The sequence below is a fragment of the Hymenobacter sp. H14-R3 genome (genome assembly GCF_030063445.1).
Lineage (GTDB): Bacteria > Bacteroidota > Bacteroidia > Cytophagales > Hymenobacteraceae > Hymenobacter.
In genome coordinates, this window is sequence record NZ_JASITD010000018.1 from 24,533 (window position 1) to 45,302 (window position 20,770).

Consider the following 20,770-nt stretch of genomic DNA (forward strand, 5'->3'; position numbering starts at 1 on the left):
TTGCAACATTTTAATAACCAAGCAGGTCGCCCAATGCTACGGCCACCTTGGCGGCGCTGGGCAGCATTTGCTTTTCCAGCTCCACATTGAGCGGAATGGCGGGCAGGTTGGCCGCGCCGAGGGTGAACACGGGCGCGTCGAGCTGGCGGAAACAGTGGCGCTGGATGCGCCCGGCCAGGCTCTCGGCAAAGGAGTTGAGCAACGGCTCTTCGGTGAGGACCAGGGCTTTGCCGTGGCGGCGCACGGCGGCCTGCACGGCGTCCCAATCGAGGGGATTGAGGGTGCGCAGGTCGAGGATTTCGACGCGGCCGGGGTAATTGCGGCTGGCGGCCCGGGCCCAGTGCACGCCCATGCCGTAGGTGACGACCACGCAGGTTTCACCGCCGGCCAGCTTGTCGGCATCGGCGGCCTGGGCCACGGCGGCCTGGCCCAAGGGGATGACGTAGCCGGCGGCCGGCTCGGTGGTTTTGGCCTCCTCCGTGCCAGGCACCTTGCTCCAGTACAACCCCTTGTGCTCCAGCATAATAACCGGATTAGGGTCCAGGAAAGCGGCGCGCAGCAGGCCCTTCATATCGGCGGCATTGCTGGGGTACACCACCTTAATGCCCCGGATGGTGAGCAGCGTGCTCTCGATGGAGCCTGAGTGGTAGGGCCCGCCCCCGCCATAGGCCCCCACCGGCACCCGAATGAGCGCCGGCACTGGAAACTTGCCCATGCTGAGGTAGCACGATTTCGACAGCTCCTCCACTAACTGGTTGAGGGCCGGCCAGATATAATCGGCAAACTGAATCTCGACGATGGGCCGTGCGCCCACGGCCGCCATGCCGGCCGTGCTGCCCACAATGTAGGCCTCCTGAATGGGCGTATTAAACACCCGCTTATCGCCGTATTTTTTGGCCAGCAGCGCCGCCTCGCGGAACACGCCGCCCAGCTCGCCGCCCACGTCCTGGCCATAGAACAGGGCCTCCGGAAACTCGCGCAAAATATCGTCTACGGCGTGCAGGGCGGCATCCACCATCAGCACTTTGTCGGCCCCGGCGGGGGCGCGCTCGCCGGCCTCGGCCAGCACGGCGGGGGGCGCAAACTCGTGGTCGGCGAAGGTAGCGGGGTCGGGGTCGGGCGCGGCCTGGGCGGCGGCCCAGTCGGCGGCCACGGTGGCGCGGGCCTGGGCAACCAGCTGGGCCAGCGCGGCCTCGGTGGCGCCGGCGGCCAGCAGGCGCTGGTGCAGGCGGGGCAGCGGGTCGTTTTGCTGGTGCGCGGTGAGGTCGTCGCCGCGGTACCACTCCCGCCGTACCCCACTCGTGTGGTGGCCCAGCAGCGGGCACTTGGCGTGCACCAGGGCGGGCCCGCGCCGCTCGCGCACGTGCGCAAACGCCTCACTCAGACCACTGTACGAGGATTCAAAATCGGCCCCATCGACCCGCACGCGGTGCAGGCCGGGGAAGCCGGCGGCAAAGTCGTAGGCGTCCATGGCCCGCATTTCGCGGCCCGTGGCCGAGATGCCCCAGTCGTTGTCCTGCACCAGGTACACGATGGGCAGCTGGTGCAAAATGGCCATTTGCAGCGCCTCGCTTACCTCACCCTCCGTCATGGCACCATCACCGATAGAGCAGAGCACCAGCGGCTTAGCCGGCGCCGCCGAAGCCAGCCCGCTGAGCCCCGGCAACGGCTGGCCCGACTCGTAAAAATCGCGCGGGTCGGGCGACAGCAGCCCCAGGCCCTGGCTTTCGAGGTAGCTGATGGCGTGGGCCATGCCCGTGGCCGGAATGGCCTGCATGCCCGTGGCCGAGCTTTGGTGCGGAATAATGGGGAACCCGGGCCGGTACAGGCTGGGGTGGCTGTAGTACGTGCGGCCGCCACTGAAGGGGTCATCGCGCTTGGCCAGCAATTGCAGCATCAGCTCGTAGGGGCGCAGGCCCATGCCCAGCAGCAAGGCATCGTCGCGGTAGTAGGGCGTGGCGTAGTCGCTGGGCCACAGCAGCGCGGCCGCGGCCAGCTGCACGGCCTCGTGGCCGCGGGCGGTAGCGTGCACGTAGCGGGCGGCTACGGTTTTGTGCGCTTCGTAGAGGGCGGCCATTTCGGCGGCCGTGTGCATGAGCAGGTAGGCACGGGTGAGCAGGGCCGTAGCGGGCACGGCCGGGGCCGCCACGCCAGGCGCGACAGGAGAATCAACAAACATATTCAGGAGTAGGTAGGGCCAGTGGGGATGGTAAAATTACGCCCCGGCCCGACCTTTGCCGGAAATCCAGGGGGTTTTAAAAACGGTTGTCCTTGCGCGCGCAACGAAGTGGAGCGCGGCAATCTTTCCTTCACCGCTTGGATTACTACCCTCAACGAGTAGGAAAGATTACCGCGCGCCCCTGCGTGGCGCGCAATGACAACCGATTCTTACCTAGCTATGTCCCTCACTCGCACCGATATCACTGCCTGGCTCCAGGATTTTCAAACCCGCCTTTGCGCCCAGCTCGAAGCCGCCGACGGCAGCGCCGTGCGCTTTGGGCAAGACGACTGGCAGCGGCCCGGCGGCGGCGGCGGGCACTCGCGGGTGTTTGAGGGCGGGGCCATTTTGGAGAAGGGCGGCGTGGGCTTTTCGGCCGTGGAGGGCGAAATGAGCGCCGCCGCCGCCCGGCAGCTGCACATGCCCGACCCGCATTTTTTTGCCACCGGCGTGAGCGTGGTGCTGCACCCGCGCAGCCCACGGGTGCCCATCATCCACATGAACGTGCGCTACTTCGAGGCCGGCAACGGCGAGGCGTGGTTTGGCGGCGGCATCGACCTCACGCCCATTTACGTGGATGAGGCGCAGGCCCGGCGCTTTCACCAGCGCCTCCAGGCGGCCTGCGATGCCCACAACCCGGCCTACTACGCCAAGTTCACGCGCTGGGCCGACGACTACTTCTACCTGCCCCACCGCCAGGAAACGCGCGGCGTGGGCGGTATTTTCTTCGACCGCCTCACCGTGGGCCAGGACGGCACGGTGGAAGAGTTATTTGCGTTCGTGCAGGCCGTGGCCGAGGTTTTTGGCCCCTTCTTCACCGAGCTGATGGCCGAAAACCATGCCTTGCCCTTCGGCGAGCGCGAGGAAGCCTGGCAAACCCTGCGCCGCAACCGCTACGCCGAGTTCAACCTGGCCTTCGACCGCGGTACCCGCTTCGGCCTCGAAACCGGCGGCCGCACCGAGAGCATCCTCATGAGCCTGCCCCCCCGCTGCGGCTGGAGCTACAACCCCGCCCCGCCCGCCCCCGGCTCGCCCGAGGCCACCACCCTGGCCTGGCTGCGCAAGGGCGTGGAGTGGGTGTAGCTAATTGTCGTTCCTCCTCGCAATGACAGACGTATTTTCATGCCCCTACCCGCTATTCTGCACCAGCTTACTACCCTCGACCACCGGCTGCTGCTGGCTATCAACCACGCCCGCACGCCGGCCCTGGATGCGGTGATGACGTTTGCCTCCCAGATTAAGGTCTGGTTTCCATTTTATGCGGTGCTGCTGGGGTGGCTCATCTACCATTTTCGCCGCCAGGCGCTGCTGCTGCTGCCGCTACTGGCCGCCACGGTAGCACTGGCCGACAGCATCACGAGCCGCGTTTTCAAGCCCTGGGCGGCCCGGGCGCGCCCCTGCCACGCCGCCGACCTGGCCGCCCAGCTCTACCTACCCGATGGTTGCGGCGGGGCCTACGGCTTCATGTCGTCGCACGCCGCTAATGCCATGGGGCTAGCTGTCTTTCTGCTGTTTACGCTACCCGCCAGCCGCTTTCGCTGGCTTAAAGCGGGCGTGTTTGCGTGGGCCGGCGTCATTTCCTACAGCCGCGTGTACCTGGCGGCCCACTACCCCCTCGACGTGCTGGCTGGCTGGCTGGTGGGCGCCGCGCTGGGCGCGGGCGCGGGCTGGGCTTTTCGGCGCTGGGCAACGCACTACTGGCCGCAGGCTACCACCTAAAAGACAAAAAGGCCGCTGGGTCGGCGGCCTTTTTGTCTTTTAGGTGGCAACTCCTTTTATTTACAAGCAGCATGCTACCAATAAGTTAAGCCTCCGCGCTGGCGATAAGCCCCTGGCTGGCCAGTAGCTTGGCCACGTACTTGCCCACGATATCAAACTCCAGATTTACGCGGTCGCCGGCTTGCAGCTGGTGGAAGCCCGTGTGCTCGTAGGTGTAGGGGATAATGGCCACCGAAAACTCGGTCGCCGTGCTCTCAAAACAGGTGAGGCTCACGCCGTTGATGGTGATGGAGCCCTTCTCCACGGTGAGGCGCTGCGGGCCGGCCTCGTGCCGGAACCGGAACAGCCAGGAGCCATCCTGGTCCTGCACGCGCAGGCACTCGGCGGTGGCATCGACGTGGCCCTGCACAATGTGGCCGTCGAAGCGCCCGCCCGCGGCCAGGCAGCGCTCCAGGTTGAGGTGGCGGCCGGGCTGCCACTGGCCCAGGTTGGTTTTGCGCAGCGTTTCATCAATGGCCGTAACTACGTGGGTGCCCGCGGCTACGTCGAGGGCCACTACGGTGAGGCATACGCCATCGTGGGCCACGCTTTGGTCTACTTTCAGCTCGCTCGCGAAGGGCGATTGAATGGTAAAATGGCGGTTGGTACCTTCGCTCGCAATACCAACAACGGTACCGACGGCTTCAATTATTCCTGTAAACATAACCGCAGATTCAAACGGATTTAACGGATTTCGCAGATACGCCGCTGCGCGGCTGGCTACGCGAGGTGGGTAGGTGGGGGCACCGCTGCGCGGCTATTTAGCCGTTTTTCTGTACCAAACCCGGTAGCCGGTGCCAAAGTTATCAGTGCAAGCCAGTGCCTTCACGCTGCCACATGGCCATCAAGCCGCGCCGCGGCGCCCCCACCTACCTACCCACCTCGCGTAGCCAGCCGCGCAGCGGCGTATCTGCGAAATCCGTTAAATCCGTTTGAATCTGCGGTTATTTGCCGCGGCCTTCCAGGATAATTTTGAGGGTGTAGAGCAGCACCCGGAAGTCCATGGCCAGGCTCATGTTTTCGATGTAGAGGATGTCGAATTTCAGGCGCTCGACCATCTGAGCCACGGTTTCGGCGTAGCCGTATTTTACCTGACCCAGGCTGGTGAGGCCGGGGCGCACGCGGTGCAGGTGGCGGTAGTGGGGCGCGATTTTAACAATCTGGTCGATGAAGAACTGGCGCTCGGGGCGCGGCCCCACCAGGCTCATATCGCCCTTAATTACGTTCCAGAACTGCGGGAACTCATCGAGCCGCACCCGGCGCATAAAGCGGCCCCACTTGGTAATGCGCGGGTCGTGGTCGGAGCTGAGGCGCGGGCCGTGCTGCTCCGAATCAACGTACATCGAACGAAACTTGATGATGTCGAACGGCACGCCGTGCCGGCCAATGCGCGGCTGCCGGTAAAATATCGGCCCCGGCGACGACGAGCGCACCATGAGCGCCGTGAACAGGTACACCGGCCAGGCCAGCAGCAGAAACAGGCTGGAGCCCCCCACATCGAGCATGCGCTTGAGCACCTGCTGCCACACGGGCAGCAAATCCTGCTTGATTTCGATAAGCGGCGTGCCAAATACGTGGTTAACCTTCACCGACCCTAGCAGCATCTGGTACAGGTCGGGCAGCACGCTGATGCGCACCGCCGAGCCCTCCAGCAGGTTCAGAATTTCCTGAATCCGACGGTGTTCGCTCGGCTCGATGGCAATGATAACCTGCTCGATACCGAGGCTGTGAATCAGCTCGGGCAGTTGCTGGTACGAGCCAACCGCGGGCAGCGCCTGGGCCAGCTCGGCCACCACGGTAGTGCCCATCGGCGTGAAGCCCACCAGCCGCAGACCCAGGTGCCGCCCGGTGTGCTGCAAATCGGTGTAGGTACTCAGGGCCAGTTGGTTGGACCCCACCAGCAAGACTGGAAATGAGATGTCGCCCCGCCGCACCAGCCGCTGCACGCTGCTCACGGCCCAGGTGCGCAGCACGGCCGTGATGGCAAAATGCAGCAGGTAATAGGCCCCAAACGTCTTATAGTAAGCGCGGTAGTCGCTCACCCCCTGGTCGTCGAGCAGCAGCGCGAAAAAAATAACGACCGTTCCCAGCAGTGACACCCGCGCCAAGCGGATAATCTCACTCAGGCGCGACTTGCGAAAAATATCGCGGTACTCACCCAGCAAGGCGTAGAGCGTGGTCCAGAACAGCGCCACCAGCACCGCCGCCCCCGCCAGGTATACCAGCGCATCCTCGGTGAAGCGGTAGCCCACCAGCTCACTCAGCAGGTGCTTGCGCAGCAGAAAAAAGACGACCCAGGCCAGCAACGCCGCACTAAAGTCGGCCGCCACAAGCTTAAAATACTGAATTCGACGAAGCGACAAGGGGCGGGCCAGATGGGGTGTAATTTTGCAGCGGACGCCGCAAAAATAGGCCTTTTACGTGGCTTTGCGGGTTTTTCATTCGCCCTATCGTTCAGTTGGCAGCTCTTTGGCTACTGCCTCAGGCTGTTGCGGGCCACCAGGCTCAGCTTGCGCTCGCCCGCTGGCCCCGTTTTTTGTTCACTAAGCTGCTTTCCCTTATTCAACTACTACCCGATTCATACCGTCACCGGGGCCAGCGCCGGGCCCTCGTCACGCTGCTGCGCGAGCGGCGCAACATTCGCGACGAACACGTGCTGGCGGCCATCAACGCCGTGCCGCGCCACTTGTTTTTTGAGCCCACCTTCGAGGCCCACGCCTACCACGACAAAGCCTTTCCCATTGGCGAGGGCCAAACGATTTCGCAGCCCAGCACCGTGGCCTACCAAACCGAGCTGCTGGGTATTCGGCCCGGCCAGCGGCTGCTGGAGGTGGGCACTGGTTCAGGCTATCAATTCGCTGTGCTATGCCAACTTTCTGACAGCGTGCAGAGTATAGAATTCAACCCGGTACTGTTTGAGCGCGGCCGGCAGCGGCTGGCGGCGCTGGGTCTGCCTACGGCGGGCCTGCACCTGGGCGATGGCTCACTGGGCCTGCCGGGCCACGCGCCGTTTGACGGCATCCTGGTTACGGCCGGCGCGCCGGGCCTGCCGCCGGCTCTGCTGCGGCAGCTGCGCATTGGCGGGCGGCTGGTGGTGCCGGTGGGTGCCGCCGACCCCGGCCAGCAACAGTTGCTGCGCATCACGCGCGAAGGACCCGAGTCGTACCTGCGCGAAGAGTTTGGCGACTGCCGCTTTGTGCCCCTGCGCGGCGCGGCCGGCTGGGCAACTTAGGAGCTGTGACTACGGAATTTGACGTAAAGAACTAGCAGGGCAACCCCCGCTCAAGCTGGATTTCTTCTTCTAAACGCAAGCGTTTTGCTCCACTGCCCTCGGCCGTACCTTTGCGCACCTTCCCATCCAATTCATTCTTTCTTCCTAATTCTTCATTCTAAATTCAACCCGCTGTGCGCAAGCAACGCCCCGTCTCCGACTCGTTCGTTATTATGACCGAGCTGGTGCTCCCCAACGACACCAATACCCTCAACAATCTGATGGGTGGCCGCATGATGCACCTCATGGACATTGCCGCTGCCATTGCCGCCCAAAAGCACTCCAACCGCATCGTGGTTACGGCATCGGTCGATAACGTATCGTTCCGCGACCCCATCCGGCTGGGCAACGTGGTCACGCTGGAGGCCCAGGTTACGCGGGCCTTCTCCTCCAGCATGGAGGTGCACATCGACGTGTGGGCCGAGGACATCCCCAGCGGCACCAAGCTCAAAACCAACGAGGCGTTCTTCACCTTCGTGGCCGTCGACCAGTCGGGCCGCCCCATCGACGTGCCCGAGGCCATGCCCGAAACCGCCGAAGAAATCGCACTTTATGACGGGGCCCTGCGCCGCCGCCAGCTGCGTCTGGTGCTCGCCGGCCGCATGAAGCCCGGCGATGCCAACGAGCTAAAAGCTATGTTTGAACTAGCCTAACCCATCGCATACATGACTGAGGACGAGCAAAGCGGCACCCTGGCCTTCCTGCAAAACTTCTATACCGGCGTCACGCTCTACATGCCCCAAGAAGCTGGCGAGCCTGCCGTGGCAGAAGCCGCAGAAGTAGCAGCGCTACCGACCGTGGCCGCCGCGCTACCCGCGCCAGCAGCCGCAATTGCGGCCCCAGTGACCGCTGCCCTGCTCCCGGCAACGCCTCCCCCAGTCATACCCAGCCTACCCAGCCTGCCGGCCCTATCCGGCAAATTGCCCTCACTGGCCACGGTGCCAGCGAGCCCGGTAGTGGCGCCAATGGCCAAGCCGGAGCCGGTAGCGCCGCCCGTGATGGCGGCACCGATGCCGCAACTGGCAGCCCCAACAGCCCCGGCAGCCATCAAAGGTCCCGGCCCAGCTACCGACCCGCCCGTGGCGCCTTACCTGCTCACCACGTTTGCCACGCTGGGTAGCAATGCGCGGGGTGTGGTGCTGCTGGTGCGCCTGTCGCCCGAGCAGTTCCAGAAGCTGCCGCGCAACGTTTTTCTCAATAAGTTACTGCAAGCCATTCAGTTAGTAATGGCCGATGTGGTGCTGGTAAATGTGGAAGGCAACTACCCGGTGGCCTTGCAAAACTTGCGCAAGGAAATTGCCGCCACCCACATTCTGGCCTTCGGCAAAAACCTGCTCGACGTGGCCGTGCGCACCACCCAGATTTACGAGCCGGTGCAGTTTCCAGCGGTGGGCCTCTCCTACCTGGCCGGAGCCGAGGTAGCAATGATTGAGTACGACGTGAGCCTCAAAAAGCGCCTGTGGGTCGGGTTGCAGCGCATGTTTTTGGGCTAGCCGCCTGCTGCTTACGCAGCCGAGGCAGCGCCAGCAGTAGCCCCAATGCACATTGCATCTTACTCATTACCAATTTATTGTCTTTTACAACCAATGACATTATCCTTCCACCCCCGCTGGCGGCCCGCTCCCCTGACGCTGGCGCTACTTTGCCTCTCCTTGCTGGGCCTGCGCGCCCAGGCCGAGGAGATTAAATCGCCCAATAACCAGCTCACGCTCACCTTTGCGCTGCAAGCCGGGGGCGTACCCACCTACAGCCTCACCTACAAGGGCCGGCCGGTTATCAAAACCAGCAAGCTGGGCCTCGACCTTAAGCAGGGGCCGGGCCTGACCAGCGGCTTTGCCGTGGCTGAGGCCAAAAAAACGACGTTCGACCAAAGCTGGCAGCCGGTGTGGGGTGAGGTCAAAACCATTCGCAACCACTACAACGAGCTGACCGTCACGCTCACGCAGGCGGCCACCAAGCGCACCATGCTGGTGCACTTTCGGGTATTCAACGACGGGCTGGGCTTTCGCTACGACTTCCCCAAGCAGCCCGAGCTGGCCTACTTCGTGGTGAAGGAGGAGCGCACGCAGTTTGCCCTGGCCGGCGACCACAAGGCTTTCTGGCTGCCCGGCGACTATGACACCCAGGAGTACAGCACCACCACCTCGAAGCTGTCGGAGGTGCGCGGCCTGATGAAAACGGCCGTGACGCCCAACGCCTCGCAAACCACGTTTTCGCCCACAGGCCTGCAAACGCCCCTCATGCTCAAGAGTGCCGATGGGCTGTATATCAACCTGCACGAGGCGGCGCTGATTGACTATTCGACCCTATCGCTGGAGCTGGATGATAAGAACATGGTGCTCGAAGCGCACCTCACGCCCGACGCCCAGGGCAACAAAGGCTACCTCCAAACGCCCTGCCTCTCGCCCTGGCGCACCGTTATCGTGAGCGACCGGGCCGGCGACATTCTGGATTCGAAGCTGGTGCTTAACCTCAACGAACCCACTAAATACCAAGACGTTTCCTGGATTAAGCCTACTAAGTACGTGGGCGTGTGGTGGGAGATGATTACCGGCAAAAGCACCTGGGCCTACACCGATGGCGGCAACATCAAGCTCGACTCAACCAACTACGCTAAGCTCAAGCCCAACGGCACGCACGCCGCCAACACGGCCCACGTGAAGGAGTACATCGACTTCGCGGCCCAGCACCACCTCGACGCCGTGCTGGTGGAGGGCTGGAACACGGGCTGGGAAGACTGGTTTGGCAAAAGCAAGGACTACGTGTTTGATTTCGTGACGCCCTACCCCGACTTCGACGTGCAGGAGCTGCACCGCTACGCGGCCGGCAAGGGCATCAAAATCATCATGCACCACGAAACCAGCGGCTCGGTGCGCAACTACGAGCGCCACCTCGATAAGGCCTACAAGTTCATGGCCGACAACGGCTACAGCGCCGTGAAAAGCGGCTACGTGGGCGACATTTTGCCGCGCGGCGAACACCATTACGACCAGTGGATTAACAACCACTACCTCTACACTATTACGGAGGCGGCCAAGTACAAAATAATGGTGAATGCCCACGAGGCCGTGCGCCCCACCGGCCTGGCCCGCACTTACCCCAACCTCATCGGCAACGAGTCGGCCCGCGGCACCGAGTACGAGGCCTTCGGTGGCAACAACGTGGACCACACCACCATTCTGCCCTTCACCCGCCTCATCGGCGGGCCGATGGACTACACGCCCGGCATTTTCCAAACGAAAATAAGCGCCTACAATCCCAGCAATAAGTCCTTTGTGCACAGCACCTTGGCCCGCCAGCTGGCCCTGTACGTGACGATGTACTCGCCGCTGCAAATGGCAGCCGACCTGCCCGAAACCTACAACAAGTTTCTAGACGCCTTCCAGTTTATCGAAGACGTGGCCGTGGATTGGGACGACTCCAAAGTACTCGAAGCCGAGCCCGGCGACTACATCACCATCGCCCGCAAGGCCAAGGGCAAGAGCAACTGGTTTGTGGGCAGCACCTGCGATGAGCAGGGCCGCACCTCAGCCATCAGCCTGAGCTTTCTCGACCCGGGCAAGCAGTACACGGCCACCATCTATGCCGATGGGAAGGATGCCCACTACGAGAAAAACCCGCAGGCTTACGCCATCCGCACCGTGAAAGTGACCAGTAAATCGAAGCTTACGCAGTACTGCGCCCCCGGCGGCGGCTACGCCATCAGCATCCACGAGGGAAACGCTGCGCGCTAGTAATCAGCCACTAACGAGCCTGGCTGATTACGGCCGGCGCAAACATACGAAAATCCCGTAGTAGTACGAATTATTCGTACTACTACGGGATTTTCGTATGTTTGCGCCGTGCTTCTTCTCCGAATCCTCTTCTTACAGCTGCTGTGCGCACTATCCGCGGTGGCGCAGGTTACCGTCGGCGGCACGGTGCGCGACTCGCTCACGCGCCGGCCGCTGCCGTTTGCCAGCGTGTTTCTGGCCAATACCACGCGCGGGGCTACTACCGATGCGCAGGGCCACTACGCGCTGGCGGGCGTGCCGGCGGGGCACTATGAGCTGACAGCCACTTACTTAGGTTACCAGCTTCGGCAGCGGGCCATTACGGTGGCCGAGCAAACCGGTGTGTTTGACGTGGCGCTGCCGCCCGCCGCCCAGCAGCTGGCCGAGGTGGTAGTGCGGCCCAACCCGCACCGGGCCGCCGACTACCAGCGCTTTCTGGAGCTGTTTTTGGGCACGTCTACCCTGGCCAAGCAGTGCCGGGTGCGCAACCCCGACGCCGTGCAAATCGACTACGACCCTGAGCGCAACGTGCTCATGGCCAGTGCGTCCCACGCCCTCGAAGTAGACAACCCTGCGCTGGGCTACCGCCTCACCTTCTACGACCTCGACTTCCAAGCCAATTTTGCCAGCCAGGAGATGACCGTGACCTCGCTCAGCCACCTCGCCTTTCGGGAGCTGCCGGGCGGGGCCGCCCGGCAGCGGCGCTGGGCTGCCAACCGGCAGCGCGCCTACGCGGGCTCGCTGCTACACTTTTTGCGCAGCGTACATGCCAACCAGGTGGCGGCGGCGGGCTTCGAAGTGCAGCGCCTGCGGCGCGTGCCCAACCGCCGCTGGGCCCGGGCCGACAGCGTGCGCCGCCTCGCGCTGGCTACGGGGCAGTTGCGGGGCCAGGCCAGCCTGCCCGATTCCGTCTGGCAGGCGCTGCAAGAGCCGCGCGTGCTCAACTACCTGTTTGCGCCGCTGCTGCCGCCCGCTGCCTACCGCCGGGCCGCCGCCGGACGGGTATGGCTGCGCTTCCCCAATCTGTTGGCTATAACCTACCTGCGGGCCAAACCCGATGCCAACTACCACCAGCTTAGCCTCACGCTCACGCCGGGGCGCGAGCAGGCATCATTGCTGCACCTCACCCAAGGCATTGAGGCTGAAATAGATACTCTCGGCACACCTGCCGACCCTCTGGCGCTGCTCAACGAAGGCTACTGGGGCTTCCTGCAAATGGGCGACCTGCTGCCTCTGGATTACCAGCCGCCGCCCATCGAATAGGCCTTTTAACGCCAGCTCTAAGCTGACAAGTTTATCTTTGAATCAGTAACTGAGATGGCAGAGTGGTGATTGCCGTCGTGTGCAAACACGCCGAAGGAAGCATTTAGCGGCTCCGCCGCAGGTTCGAGTTCTGCCCTTAGTTCAAATGTACAATAATTGAAAAGACCCTGCCGATAGAAATCAGCAGGGTCTTTTCAATTATTGTACGCTAATCCCTACTTCAGCACCTCGGCTAGCTTAGCTTCCAGGGCGGGGCCGCGCAGGTTTTTGGCGATGATTTTGCCGTTGGGGTCCAGCAGGAACGACTGCGGGATGGCCTGCACGCCGTAGGCGGCGGCGGCGGCGTTGCTCCACTTCTTGAGGTCAGATACGTGGTTGGGCCACAGCAGGCCGTCGGTGGCGATGGCTTTGGTCCAGCGGTCCTTATCATCGTCCAGCGACACGCTGAACACCGTGAAACCCTTGCCTTTAGCCTTGAATTGGTTGTAGGCTTTTACTACGTTCGGGTTTTCCTGGCGGCAGGGGCCGCACCAGCTGGCCCAGAAATCGACGAGCACGTACTTGCCACGCGTACTCTTGAGCGACAGCATTTTGCCGTCGGGCGTAGCCATGCTGATGTCGGGCGCGGCCGTGCCGATGGCCGTGGCCCGCAGCGGCTCCAGGCGCTCGCTCAGGGCCTGGGTGAAGGGCGAGTTGGGCTGCGCCTTGCGCTGAATGCCAGCGATGGAATCGGCGAAGGCGAAGTCATCGTCGGGGTTTACGAAGCTGAGCGTGGCGAAGCCTGCCGCCACCGAGTTGGCGTTGCGCCGGATAACAGCCTTGGCCCGGCTGGCCGTGGCGCGCTGCAACACATTGTATTTCTGCTCGATAATGGCCAGCGAATCCTTTTTACCGGCCGCGCCGGCGGCGTTGTAGCGTTGGCCCAGGCGCTCCATCTGGGCGCGGCTGGCGTTCATGGTGCGCGTGAGCTGCTGGATAACCTCTGAGTCTTTCGAACCCTTCACCGAGTAGCTGTTGGGCAGGCTCTTGGCATCGCCCGAGAGGGTGAGGTGGGTGTTATTATCGAGCACCAGCAGCACCTGGTTGGGCTCATCGACCTTGAGCTGGTACACGGCCGCCGCCACGGGCAGCGTACCCTTAAACGTGAACTTGCCCTGGGCATCGGTTTTGGCCGTACCGCGCTCCACAAACTGGCTGCTGGTGAGTTCTGAGAGGTGGAGCGTGGTGCCGGCCGGCAGGTTGCGCAGCTGGCCATTTATTTCGTAACCCTCAGCAGCACTGGCGTTTTGGCAGGCATTGGTGAGGCCCAGCAGCGCAATAGCAACGAGGGAAGGTTTCATAAAAGAGGTCATGGATGAAAGAAGAAGGACAGAGCCAGCCGGGGCCAGGTTGCCCGGTAAAGCTAAAAACGGGCCAACAGGTTCCGGCCGGAGCCGCTAGCGCCGCACCCGGCCCCAGCGCACAGAGGGGCCCATGGCACCAGCCTGCACCGGGCTGAGCATGGGCCAGGGCTGGCTGTGCACGGGCCAGCCAGCCGCCAGCAGACAGCTTATTTGCCCAGCCAGCCAGGCATCCTGACCGCTGATTTCGTAGCCTGCGCCCACATGCTGGGCTTGGGGTGCAAAATCGGTGGCCAGGCTGAGCGCTGCTGCACAACTTGCTATTTGCCAGAGCTTCATCCCGACTGACTTAGGAACAGGTTTAAGCCATCAATATTAGCCGTCGAGGCCCTTGCGCAGTAATTGGTTGGCCAGCTTGGGGTCGGCCTTGCCACCAGTGAGCTTCATCAGCTCGCCCATGAACATGCCGGTGAGCGACTTTTTGCCGGCGCGGTACTCGGCTACTTTGGCGGGGTTGGCGGCCAGCACTTGCTGCACCAGCGCCTCCAGCTCGCCGGCGTCGGCCTTGGTGAGCAGGCCCAGCTCGTCGGCCGCGCCGGTGGCGTTGGCTTGCGGGTGCTCCAGCAGGTAGGGGAACAGCTGCTTGCTGGCCACCGAGTAGTTGATTTTATCGGCCTCAATAAGCTCGATAATGCCGGCCAGCTGGCCAGGGTCGAGCGGGAAATCATTGATTTCCAGGGCCCGCTCGTTGAGGTACGACTTTATGGGGCCCATTATCCAGTTGGCGGCGGCCTTGGCGCTGGCCGGGGGCAGCAGGCGGGCCAGGTCGTCGAAGTATTGGGCCACTTCCTTCTGGTCGATGAGCACGTTGGCGTCGTAGTCGCTCAGGCCCAGCTCGCCGGTGAAGCGGGCGTAGAGCTGCTGCGGCAGGGCCGGCAGCTCGGCCTGCACGCGGTGCAGCCAGGCATCGTCGATGAGGAGCGGCGGCAGGTCGGGCTCGGGGAAATAGCGGTAGTCGTTGAGGGTTTCCTTCGAGCGCTGGCCGTTGGTGGTGCCGCTGGCCGCATCGAAGCCCCGGGTTTCGGAATCCACTTCACTCCCATTTTCCAGAATTTGAATCTGGCGCACTACCTCGTGCTCGATGGCGCGCTGCACGTTGCGGAAGGAGTTCATGTTCTTGACCTCCACCTTGGTACCATACTGAGTAGCGCCCTTTTTCATCACGCTCACGTTGGCGTCGCAGCGCAGGGAGCCTTCCTCCATGTTGCCGTCGCAAATGCCCAGGTACTCCACCAATTTCTTGATTTCGACCAGGTAAGCGTAGGCTTCCTCCTCGGTGCGGATATCGGGCTCGCTCACGATTTCGATGAGCGGCACGCCGGCGCGGTTGAGGTCCACGAGGGTTTCGGTTTCGCCGGCCAGGTGCATGCTCTTGCCCGCGTCCTCCTCCAGGTGAATGCGGGTGATGCCGATGCGGCGCGTGCTGCCATCAGCCAGCCGGATATCGACGTGGCCGCCGTAGCAGATGGGCGTTTTGTCCTGGGTAATCTGGTAGCCCTTGGGCAGGTCGGGGTAAAAGTAGTTTTTGCGCGCAAACAGGTTTTCGCGCTGAATCTGGCAGTTAGTGGCCAGGCCCATTTTAAGGGCAAAGTCTACGGCCGTGCGGTTCACGCGGGGCAGCGTGCCGGGGTGGCCCAGGGTAATTACCGAGAGGTTGGTATTGGGCAGCGAGCCGTACTCATTCTCATCGGAAGAATACATTTTGCTGTGCGTCAGCAGCTGCGCGTGTACTTCGAGCCCAATAACGGGCTGGTAGCTGGCAAGGAGAGCGTCGTCCATAAGAGCAAAGTTGGCGGCCGCGACCGTTGTCGTCGCAACCGGGCTGCAAGTTAAAGCCGATTCGGTGCGCCGTGGTTTGCGAATCAGGCCACGGCCACTTTCTAGGACACAAAAAAAGCGGCCCGCTCGGTAAGAGCGGGCCGCTTTTTCAATCGGCATTCAGCGTTTCGGCCAAATTACTTGCGCTTGGCAGGCGCCTTTTTCACCGGAGCCTTGCGGCTGCGGGGGGCACCAGTACCAGTCGTTTTCTTGCCGGGCAGCTTCTTGCCTTCGGCCTTCACTTCCGAAATGGTGGGGGCGGCACCGTACTTCACTTCGGCGGCGTTGGTTTCGCCGGTGAGGTAAGGGTCGAAGTCCACGCGGCGGTTCAGGGCCTGGCCGGCGGCCTTGGCGTTGTCGGCAATCGGCTTGGTTTCGCCGTAGCCACGGGCCTCAATGCGGTCGGCGGGGATGCCTTTGCTGAGCATGTAGGCCCGGGCCGAAGCGGCGCGCTCGTAGCTCAAGCGCAGGTTGTAGTCGTCAGCACCCTTGCTGTCGGTGTGGCCAGCAATGCTGAGCGAGTAGTCGGGGTACTCGTTCATAATCTGCACCATTTGCTCCAGCTTGGAGTAAGAAGTGGGCTTCAGGGTAGCCTTGTTGAAGTCGAAGTTGATGTACTTCGTGGCCTCCTGGAGAATCTTCTTGGTTTCGGCCTTAATCTCGGGGCAGCCTTTGTTGCTGGCGGGGCCGGCGCGGTCGGGGCAGCGGTCCTCGTAGTCGGGCACCCCGTCGCCGTCGCGGTCGAGCGGGCAGCCATTGGCGTCCACTTTCACACCAGCGGGGGTGTTGGGGCACTTGTCTAGGTAGTCAGCTACGCCATCACCGTCGGCGTCGAGCGGGCAGCCCGAGGCGTCCACTTTCACACCAGCGGGCGTGTTGGGGCATTTGTCGTCGGCATCGGCTACACCGTCGCCATCGCTGTCGGGGCAGCCTTGCAGGGCCGCGAGGCCTTTCACGTCGGGGCACTTGTCGAGGTAGTCGGCTACGCCGTCACCGTCGGTGTCGAGCGGGCAGCCTACTTCGTCCACTTTCACGCCGGCGGGCGTGTCGGGGCACTTATCCTTGCGGTCGGGCACGCCGTCGCCGTCAGTGTCTTTGGCCTTGCCAAAGTTGGCGGTGAGGCCCGCCGAGAACTGCATGTAGCGGTCGTACTTATCCCAAAAGATAGTACCGCTGTTGCTCACGCCGTCGAGGCGGTCGTCGTCGCGGTCGAGGAAGTGCTGGCCAGCCTGGGCAAACATGCTGAAGCCCGGCGTGATGCGGAACGTGAGGCCCAGCGCGGCCTGGCCATCAAACGAGCCGTAGTTGGAGGCGTTGCTGTTGGCGTTGGAGTTGTTGGCGTAGCGCGTGGTATAGATATACGCGTAGCCCGGCTGCAACAGGATATAAGGCTGAATAACAGCATCTTCCTTTAGCGCCCAACCGTTGTTGAGCTTGAACTTGAAGCCCAGGCCAAACGTGCTGATGTTGGCGTAGAAGCGGCGGCCCGACGTGGCGCTTACGCCAGTGTTGGTGAACGTGCCAGACTCGCCGGGGTAGCGCAGGGTGCTCTGATTGGCCGACAGGTTGATGTCGATGCCCTTGGTAACGTAGCGGCTCAGGGTGAGGCCGCCGCCGTAGGTGAGGTTATGGGCGTTCCAGAAGCTGCTGCCCAGGTCGCCCCGGTATTGCAGCGTAGTGGCGTAGCCGCTCACGCCCCACTTGCGGTCGGAGTTTTGGGCTTGACTGCGCGGCGCGGCGGCCAGCACGGCAGCCCCGCTCAGCAGCGCGGTTTTGAATAGGAGGTGCTTCATATAAGAAGGAAAAGTGAAAGCCGGGAGTTGGTCAGTCCCGGAGGAATAATCGGTTGAAAAATCGGCCGCCGCCAGCAGCGCCTGCCTCTACGAAAAGCAAGGGCTCGTGGACAAGGAGTGGCCGGGCCGGTGGGCTACCCGGCGGGCAGTGGCAGCACGCACAGCTTAAGCAGCGCGGCGCGGGAAAGAAGCGAGGGCGAAATAAAACAGGCCGCTTCCTGCGAAACAGCCTGTTTTATTTCGCCCTCAAAGATACGCGCGCGGCCTTGTTCCTCTTCTGTTTAAGCCCATGGCCTCCGATAGCAACAATTTCTTAACGCGCCATTGGAGCCTGGCCAGCGGCCGGGCGGTCAATATGCTGCAAGGCCGTCATGTTACGCAGGCTTTTTTCGAGGCCTTCGTTCGAGCCGTCGAGAAAGATGACGTTGCCCTTGCCCTGCTCGGCAAAGTGCTTGATGGCCTCCGTCCACATGGAGAAATATACTAAGCTGGGGTCCAGGTTGTTATCGGCTAGCTCCTGCACGGCGTGGGCCATGCCCTTCGTGACTTCCTCGCGGAACAGCGCCACGCCCTGGCCGCGCAGCTGGGCGGCAATTTTCTCGGCCTCGGCCGATATTTTGATGGCGTTGCCTTCGGCTTCGGCGGCCTTGGTTTTGGTGATGAGCAGGGCCTGGCCCTCGTTTTCGGCAGCTGCCTTTAAGTTGCTGCTAGCCACTACTTTAGCCATCGAGCGCATAATCTCCTCGTCAAAAGCTATGTCGTTGAGCTGCAAGTCGATGAGGTGGTAGCCCCAGCTTTCGAGGGTTTCGTCGAGCTGGTCCTTCACGTGCAGCACAATCTCGCCGCGCAGGCTCAGCACCGCCGCCTGGCGCTGGGTGGCCACGAAGGCCCGGATGCTGCCCTCCACGGTGCGAATGAGCGCCTGCATGAGGCTGCGCTCGTCCACAAACTTGAAGGCCACGCGCTTGATGGCCTCCTCGCTCTGGTCGAACACGGCGTACACCAGCATGGCCTTAAAGTTAACGTTGGCCTGGTCGATGGTAATGGCTTGAAACTCCAGCTCTAGTGAGCGGCTCTGGATGGAGATGCGCTTGTACACGTTCTCGATGAAGGGCAGCTTGAAGTTGAGGCCCGGCATCATAATGCGCCGGTATTTGCCAAAAACCGTGACTACCGCCACCGTACCCTGCGGCACAATGACGTAGCTGAGAAAGAGGGTGAGTAGCGCAAGGCCGAATAAAATCAGCGAATAGCTCATGAGAAACAGGCGTTTGGCGCCCCAAAGAAGGTGAAGTAAAGCTGAACCGGCCGGTAAGGTACGGGCTGGAACGACAGTACTGGAAGAGTATATCGCCGGGGCCGGCCGGGCATTACAGGGGCCGGCCGGCCGGACCACTATTTTTGTCGCTCCCTTTATTAAATGCCCAACCGCTTCGCCGCCCATGCTCACCCACCGCACCCTGCGCCGCCTCGCCAATGCCACCAGCTTCGAGCGGGGCGAAAGCTACTACCACAATGGTGAGGTGCAGAAGCTGCGCCGCGAGGGTAATAACTTTCAGGCTACCGTGCGGGGCAGCCGCCCCTACCGCGTGGAGCTGCGCCTGGAGCCAGCCGGGCCCGCGTTTAGCTGCACCTGCCCGTACGATTTCGACGGCATCTGCAAGCACAAGGTGGCGCTGGGCCTGGCCGTGCTGGAAGCCTACGACGTGGGCCAGCCCAGCCCTGCGCCTACCCAACCTACAACGGCCACCCTGGCTGGCAATGCCCTGGCACTAGCGGTGCAAACGGCCTGGGCCGACCGCAAAAAGGGCGACCGGCTGCGCTTTCTCAAGCAGGCCCTGGCCAAGAACGAGGACCTGGCCCGGCAGTTCCTGGCCTTTGGCCAGCCCGTATTAGCGGCCCCGGTTGCCCCCGCCAGCCTGCTCGCCGACCTGCCTGCACGCCTCACCGACACGCTCCTGACGCTGGACTTTGACGAGGACATGTGGGAGAACAGCGCCTCCTACTACGAAGACGACGAGGGCGATGGCTTGCAGGAAGCGGCCGAGGAATTGCTGCGCGAAACCCTGGTTCCGTTCGGCACCGAGCTGCTGCGGCTGGCGCGGGGCGGGCAGCTCACGCTGGCCCTGCGCTACTGGGCCACGGCCTGCGCGGCCATTTACCAGGTAGAGGAGCCGGCCAGCGACGACTATAGCTTGTTTAATGACTACGGCGAGGATGCCCTGCACCAGTGGCACGGCGTGCTGGCGGCCGACGGCTGGCCCGGCGCGCTGCTCACGGCCGTGCTGCCACCCACCGAGCTGCCGGCCGCCCTGGCCTGGCTGGGCCAGCACCTGGCCAATCCGCCCGCCCGCTGGCCGGGCTTCGAAGCCAGCTGGCAGCCGCTGCTGGTGGCCCTGGCCGCCGATGCCACCGCCGCCCCCCAGCTGGCCCCGCTGCTGGCCGCCCCGGCCCTTAGCCCCGCCGCCAAAACCCGCCTGCGCCTGCAAGCCGCCCAAACCCTGGCCGACGATGCCACCTGGGCCGCCACCGCCGAGACTCTGCTGCGCACCGACGCCGCCGTGGCCCAGCAGCTGCTGCACTACTACACCAGCCAGGCCGACCTGCCCGCCCAGCTGCGCACCGCCGCCGCGGCCTTCGCCACCTGGCCCGACCAGTTTGCCGACTACACCCTACGCACTTTCGCCGCCGGCCAGGCCCCCGACCTCACCCGGGCCGCCCTGCGCTACCGCGCCCTGGCCAACCACAGCCTCGCCGATTTCGACGCGCTGCGCCCGCTGCTGACCGAGGCCGAAACGGCCGCCTTTGTGCACGAAGCCGTGGCCACCGCCCAGGCCCGGCGCGGCAGCGTGTCCTTTGCCGCCGAGCTGCTGGCCCGCACCCACGATGTGGCCGGGCTGCGCAGCTTTGTGCTGGGCCTAGAGTGGCTGAGCGTAAGCCCGCCCTACCACATCGAAATTGCGATGGTGCGCCTGGCCACCACCGACCCTATGCCCCTGATGCTGGAGCTGGAAACCCGCCTGCCGGCTTATTTGAATGGCCGCGCCCAAGCCAAGCGCGGGGCCTTTCTCTACGAGCGCATTGGCCGCTGGCTCGTGACGATGCGTGGCACCGCCCCCCGCCTCACCGAGCCCGTGCTGCGCCTGGCCCAGGAGCTGCGCACGGAGTTTCCGACCCTGCACGGCCTGCGCGATGTGCTGCGGGCCGAGGGCCTGCTGGCGGCCGCGGAGCCAGACGTGCCAGTAGCCAAAAAGAAAAGCGGCCGCAAGCCCAGCTAGCCCCGGTCCGCCGGCGCGAGCCGGCCGACCGGTTGTCGTTGACACATTTAAGCAGACTCAATCGGTTACCGCTGACACACTTAATAGCGTCAACTATCTATCAACTAGATAGTTATATGGAACAAATCGATTGTCGTTGACACGCTCAAAAGAGTTAAATATCTATCAATTAGATAGTTAAATAAAATACGCCACTTA

At 63.1% G+C, this 20,770-nt stretch carries 16 protein-coding genes; 8 read left to right on the forward strand and 8 right to left on the reverse strand.

What is annotated here, in order from left to right:
- Window positions 1-10 precede the first annotated feature (10 nt).
- Complete coding sequence (locus QMK33_RS15980; RefSeq protein ID WP_283565617.1) at window positions 11-2,179, reverse strand: thiamine pyrophosphate-dependent enzyme; 2,169 nt, start codon at window positions 2,177-2,179, stop codon at window positions 11-13.
- Between the two features lie 219 nt (window positions 2,180-2,398).
- Here QMK33_RS15980 and hemF point away from each other — a divergent pair, with 219 nt between their 5' ends.
- The gene (gene hemF / locus QMK33_RS15985; RefSeq protein ID WP_283565618.1) at window positions 2,399-3,301 is read left to right on the forward strand and encodes an oxygen-dependent coproporphyrinogen oxidase; all 903 of its coding nucleotides are present in this window, start codon (window positions 2,399-2,401) and stop codon (window positions 3,299-3,301) included.
- A gap of 39 nt (window positions 3,302-3,340) precedes the next feature.
- Window positions 3,341-3,937 carry a phosphatase PAP2 family protein gene (locus tag QMK33_RS15990; protein WP_283565619.1) on the forward strand — a complete coding sequence of 199 codons (597 nt, stop codon included), beginning with the start codon at window positions 3,341-3,343 and terminating at the stop codon, window positions 3,935-3,937.
- An 85-nt stretch (window positions 3,938-4,022) separates the two neighbouring features.
- Here the strand turns inward: QMK33_RS15990 and QMK33_RS15995 are convergent, their stop codons facing one another.
- Window positions 4,023-4,640, reverse strand: a complete 618-nt coding sequence (locus QMK33_RS15995; RefSeq protein WP_283565620.1) for a riboflavin synthase — start codon at window positions 4,638-4,640, stop codon at window positions 4,023-4,025.
- 280 nt (window positions 4,641-4,920) lie between these two features.
- Entirely contained in the window at window positions 4,921-6,306 is a 1,386-nt protein-coding gene (locus QMK33_RS16000; protein ID WP_283565621.1) for a sugar transferase, read from the reverse strand.
- Between the two features lie 206 nt (window positions 6,307-6,512).
- Here QMK33_RS16000 and QMK33_RS16005 point away from each other — a divergent pair, with 206 nt between their 5' ends.
- From QMK33_RS16005 to QMK33_RS16025, 5 genes are all read left to right on the forward strand, one after another.
- Window positions 6,513-7,208, forward strand: coding sequence for a protein-L-isoaspartate(D-aspartate) O-methyltransferase (locus tag QMK33_RS16005; RefSeq protein WP_283565622.1), 696 nt, complete (start codon window positions 6,513-6,515; stop codon window positions 7,206-7,208).
- A gap of 212 nt (window positions 7,209-7,420) precedes the next feature.
- Window positions 7,421-7,900: an acyl-CoA thioesterase gene (locus QMK33_RS16010; RefSeq protein WP_283565688.1), complete on the forward strand. Its 480-nt coding sequence runs from the start codon at window positions 7,421-7,423 to the stop codon at window positions 7,898-7,900.
- A 12-nt stretch (window positions 7,901-7,912) separates the two neighbouring features.
- Window positions 7,913-8,740, forward strand: a complete 828-nt coding sequence (locus QMK33_RS16015; protein WP_283565623.1) for a hypothetical protein — start codon at window positions 7,913-7,915, stop codon at window positions 8,738-8,740.
- Window positions 8,741-8,833: 93 nt separating this feature from the next.
- Window positions 8,834-10,981, forward strand: coding sequence for a glycoside hydrolase family 97 protein (locus QMK33_RS16020; RefSeq protein ID WP_283565624.1), 2,148 nt, complete (start codon window positions 8,834-8,836; stop codon window positions 10,979-10,981).
- 108 nt (window positions 10,982-11,089) lie between these two features.
- Window positions 11,090-12,283: a carboxypeptidase-like regulatory domain-containing protein gene (locus tag QMK33_RS16025; RefSeq protein WP_283565625.1), complete on the forward strand. Its 1,194-nt coding sequence runs from the start codon at window positions 11,090-11,092 to the stop codon at window positions 12,281-12,283.
- A gap of 215 nt (window positions 12,284-12,498) precedes the next feature.
- Here the strand turns inward: QMK33_RS16025 and QMK33_RS16030 are convergent, their stop codons facing one another.
- The 5 genes from QMK33_RS16030 to QMK33_RS16050 form a co-directional block, all read right to left on the reverse strand.
- Window positions 12,499-13,623 (reverse strand): TlpA disulfide reductase family protein, encoded by a 1,125-nt coding sequence (locus tag QMK33_RS16030; protein ID WP_283565626.1) that lies wholly within the window; start codon window positions 13,621-13,623, stop codon window positions 12,499-12,501.
- A gap of 96 nt (window positions 13,624-13,719) precedes the next feature.
- Window positions 13,720-13,962: a hypothetical protein gene (locus QMK33_RS16035; RefSeq protein WP_283565628.1), complete on the reverse strand. Its 243-nt coding sequence runs from the start codon at window positions 13,960-13,962 to the stop codon at window positions 13,720-13,722.
- A gap of 36 nt (window positions 13,963-13,998) precedes the next feature.
- Window positions 13,999-15,462: an Asp-tRNA(Asn)/Glu-tRNA(Gln) amidotransferase subunit GatB gene (gatB, locus tag QMK33_RS16040; RefSeq protein WP_283565629.1), complete on the reverse strand. Its 1,464-nt coding sequence runs from the start codon at window positions 15,460-15,462 to the stop codon at window positions 13,999-14,001.
- A 176-nt stretch (window positions 15,463-15,638) separates the two neighbouring features.
- Entirely contained in the window at window positions 15,639-17,294 is a 1,656-nt protein-coding gene (locus tag QMK33_RS16045; RefSeq protein ID WP_283565630.1) for an OmpA family protein, read from the reverse strand.
- Between the two features lie 313 nt (window positions 17,295-17,607).
- Window positions 17,608-18,552 (reverse strand): SPFH domain-containing protein, encoded by a 945-nt coding sequence (locus tag QMK33_RS16050; protein WP_283565631.1) that lies wholly within the window; start codon window positions 18,550-18,552, stop codon window positions 17,608-17,610.
- 184 nt (window positions 18,553-18,736) lie between these two features.
- Between QMK33_RS16050 and QMK33_RS16055 the strand changes: the two genes are divergently transcribed.
- Window positions 18,737-20,572: an SWIM zinc finger family protein gene (locus QMK33_RS16055; protein ID WP_283565632.1), complete on the forward strand. Its 1,836-nt coding sequence runs from the start codon at window positions 18,737-18,739 to the stop codon at window positions 20,570-20,572.
- Window positions 20,573-20,770 lie beyond the last annotated feature (198 nt).

Excerpts from the sequence above, each read along its gene's own strand:
- QMK33_RS16015 (WP_283565623.1), top strand. The coding sequence starts at position 7,913 with ATGACTGAGGACGAGCAAAGCGGCACCCTGGCCTTCCTGCAAAACTTC.
- QMK33_RS16045 (WP_283565630.1), bottom strand. The coding sequence starts at position 17,294 with ATGAAGCACCTCCTATTCAAAACCGCGCTGCTGAGCGGGGCTGCCGTG.
- hemF (WP_283565618.1), top strand. The coding sequence starts at position 2,399 with ATGTCCCTCACTCGCACCGATATCACTGCCTGGCTCCAGGATTTTCAA.
- QMK33_RS16055 (WP_283565632.1), top strand. The coding sequence starts at position 18,737 with ATGCTCACCCACCGCACCCTGCGCCGCCTCGCCAATGCCACCAGCTTC.
- QMK33_RS15990 (WP_283565619.1), top strand. The coding sequence starts at position 3,341 with ATGCCCCTACCCGCTATTCTGCACCAGCTTACTACCCTCGACCACCGG.
- gatB (WP_283565629.1), bottom strand. The coding sequence starts at position 15,462 with ATGGACGACGCTCTCCTTGCCAGCTACCAGCCCGTTATTGGGCTCGAA.
- QMK33_RS16030 (WP_283565626.1), bottom strand. The coding sequence starts at position 13,623 with ATGAAACCTTCCCTCGTTGCTATTGCGCTGCTGGGCCTCACCAATGCC.
- QMK33_RS16050 (WP_283565631.1), bottom strand. The coding sequence starts at position 18,552 with ATGAGCTATTCGCTGATTTTATTCGGCCTTGCGCTACTCACCCTCTTT.
- QMK33_RS16010 (WP_283565688.1), top strand. The coding sequence starts at position 7,421 with ATGACCGAGCTGGTGCTCCCCAACGACACCAATACCCTCAACAATCTG.
- QMK33_RS16035 (WP_283565628.1), bottom strand. The coding sequence starts at position 13,962 with ATGAAGCTCTGGCAAATAGCAAGTTGTGCAGCAGCGCTCAGCCTGGCC.
- QMK33_RS15980 (WP_283565617.1), bottom strand. The coding sequence starts at position 2,179 with ATGTTTGTTGATTCTCCTGTCGCGCCTGGCGTGGCGGCCCCGGCCGTG.
- QMK33_RS16020 (WP_283565624.1), top strand. The coding sequence starts at position 8,834 with ATGACATTATCCTTCCACCCCCGCTGGCGGCCCGCTCCCCTGACGCTG.
- QMK33_RS15995 (WP_283565620.1), bottom strand. The coding sequence starts at position 4,640 with ATGTTTACAGGAATAATTGAAGCCGTCGGTACCGTTGTTGGTATTGCG.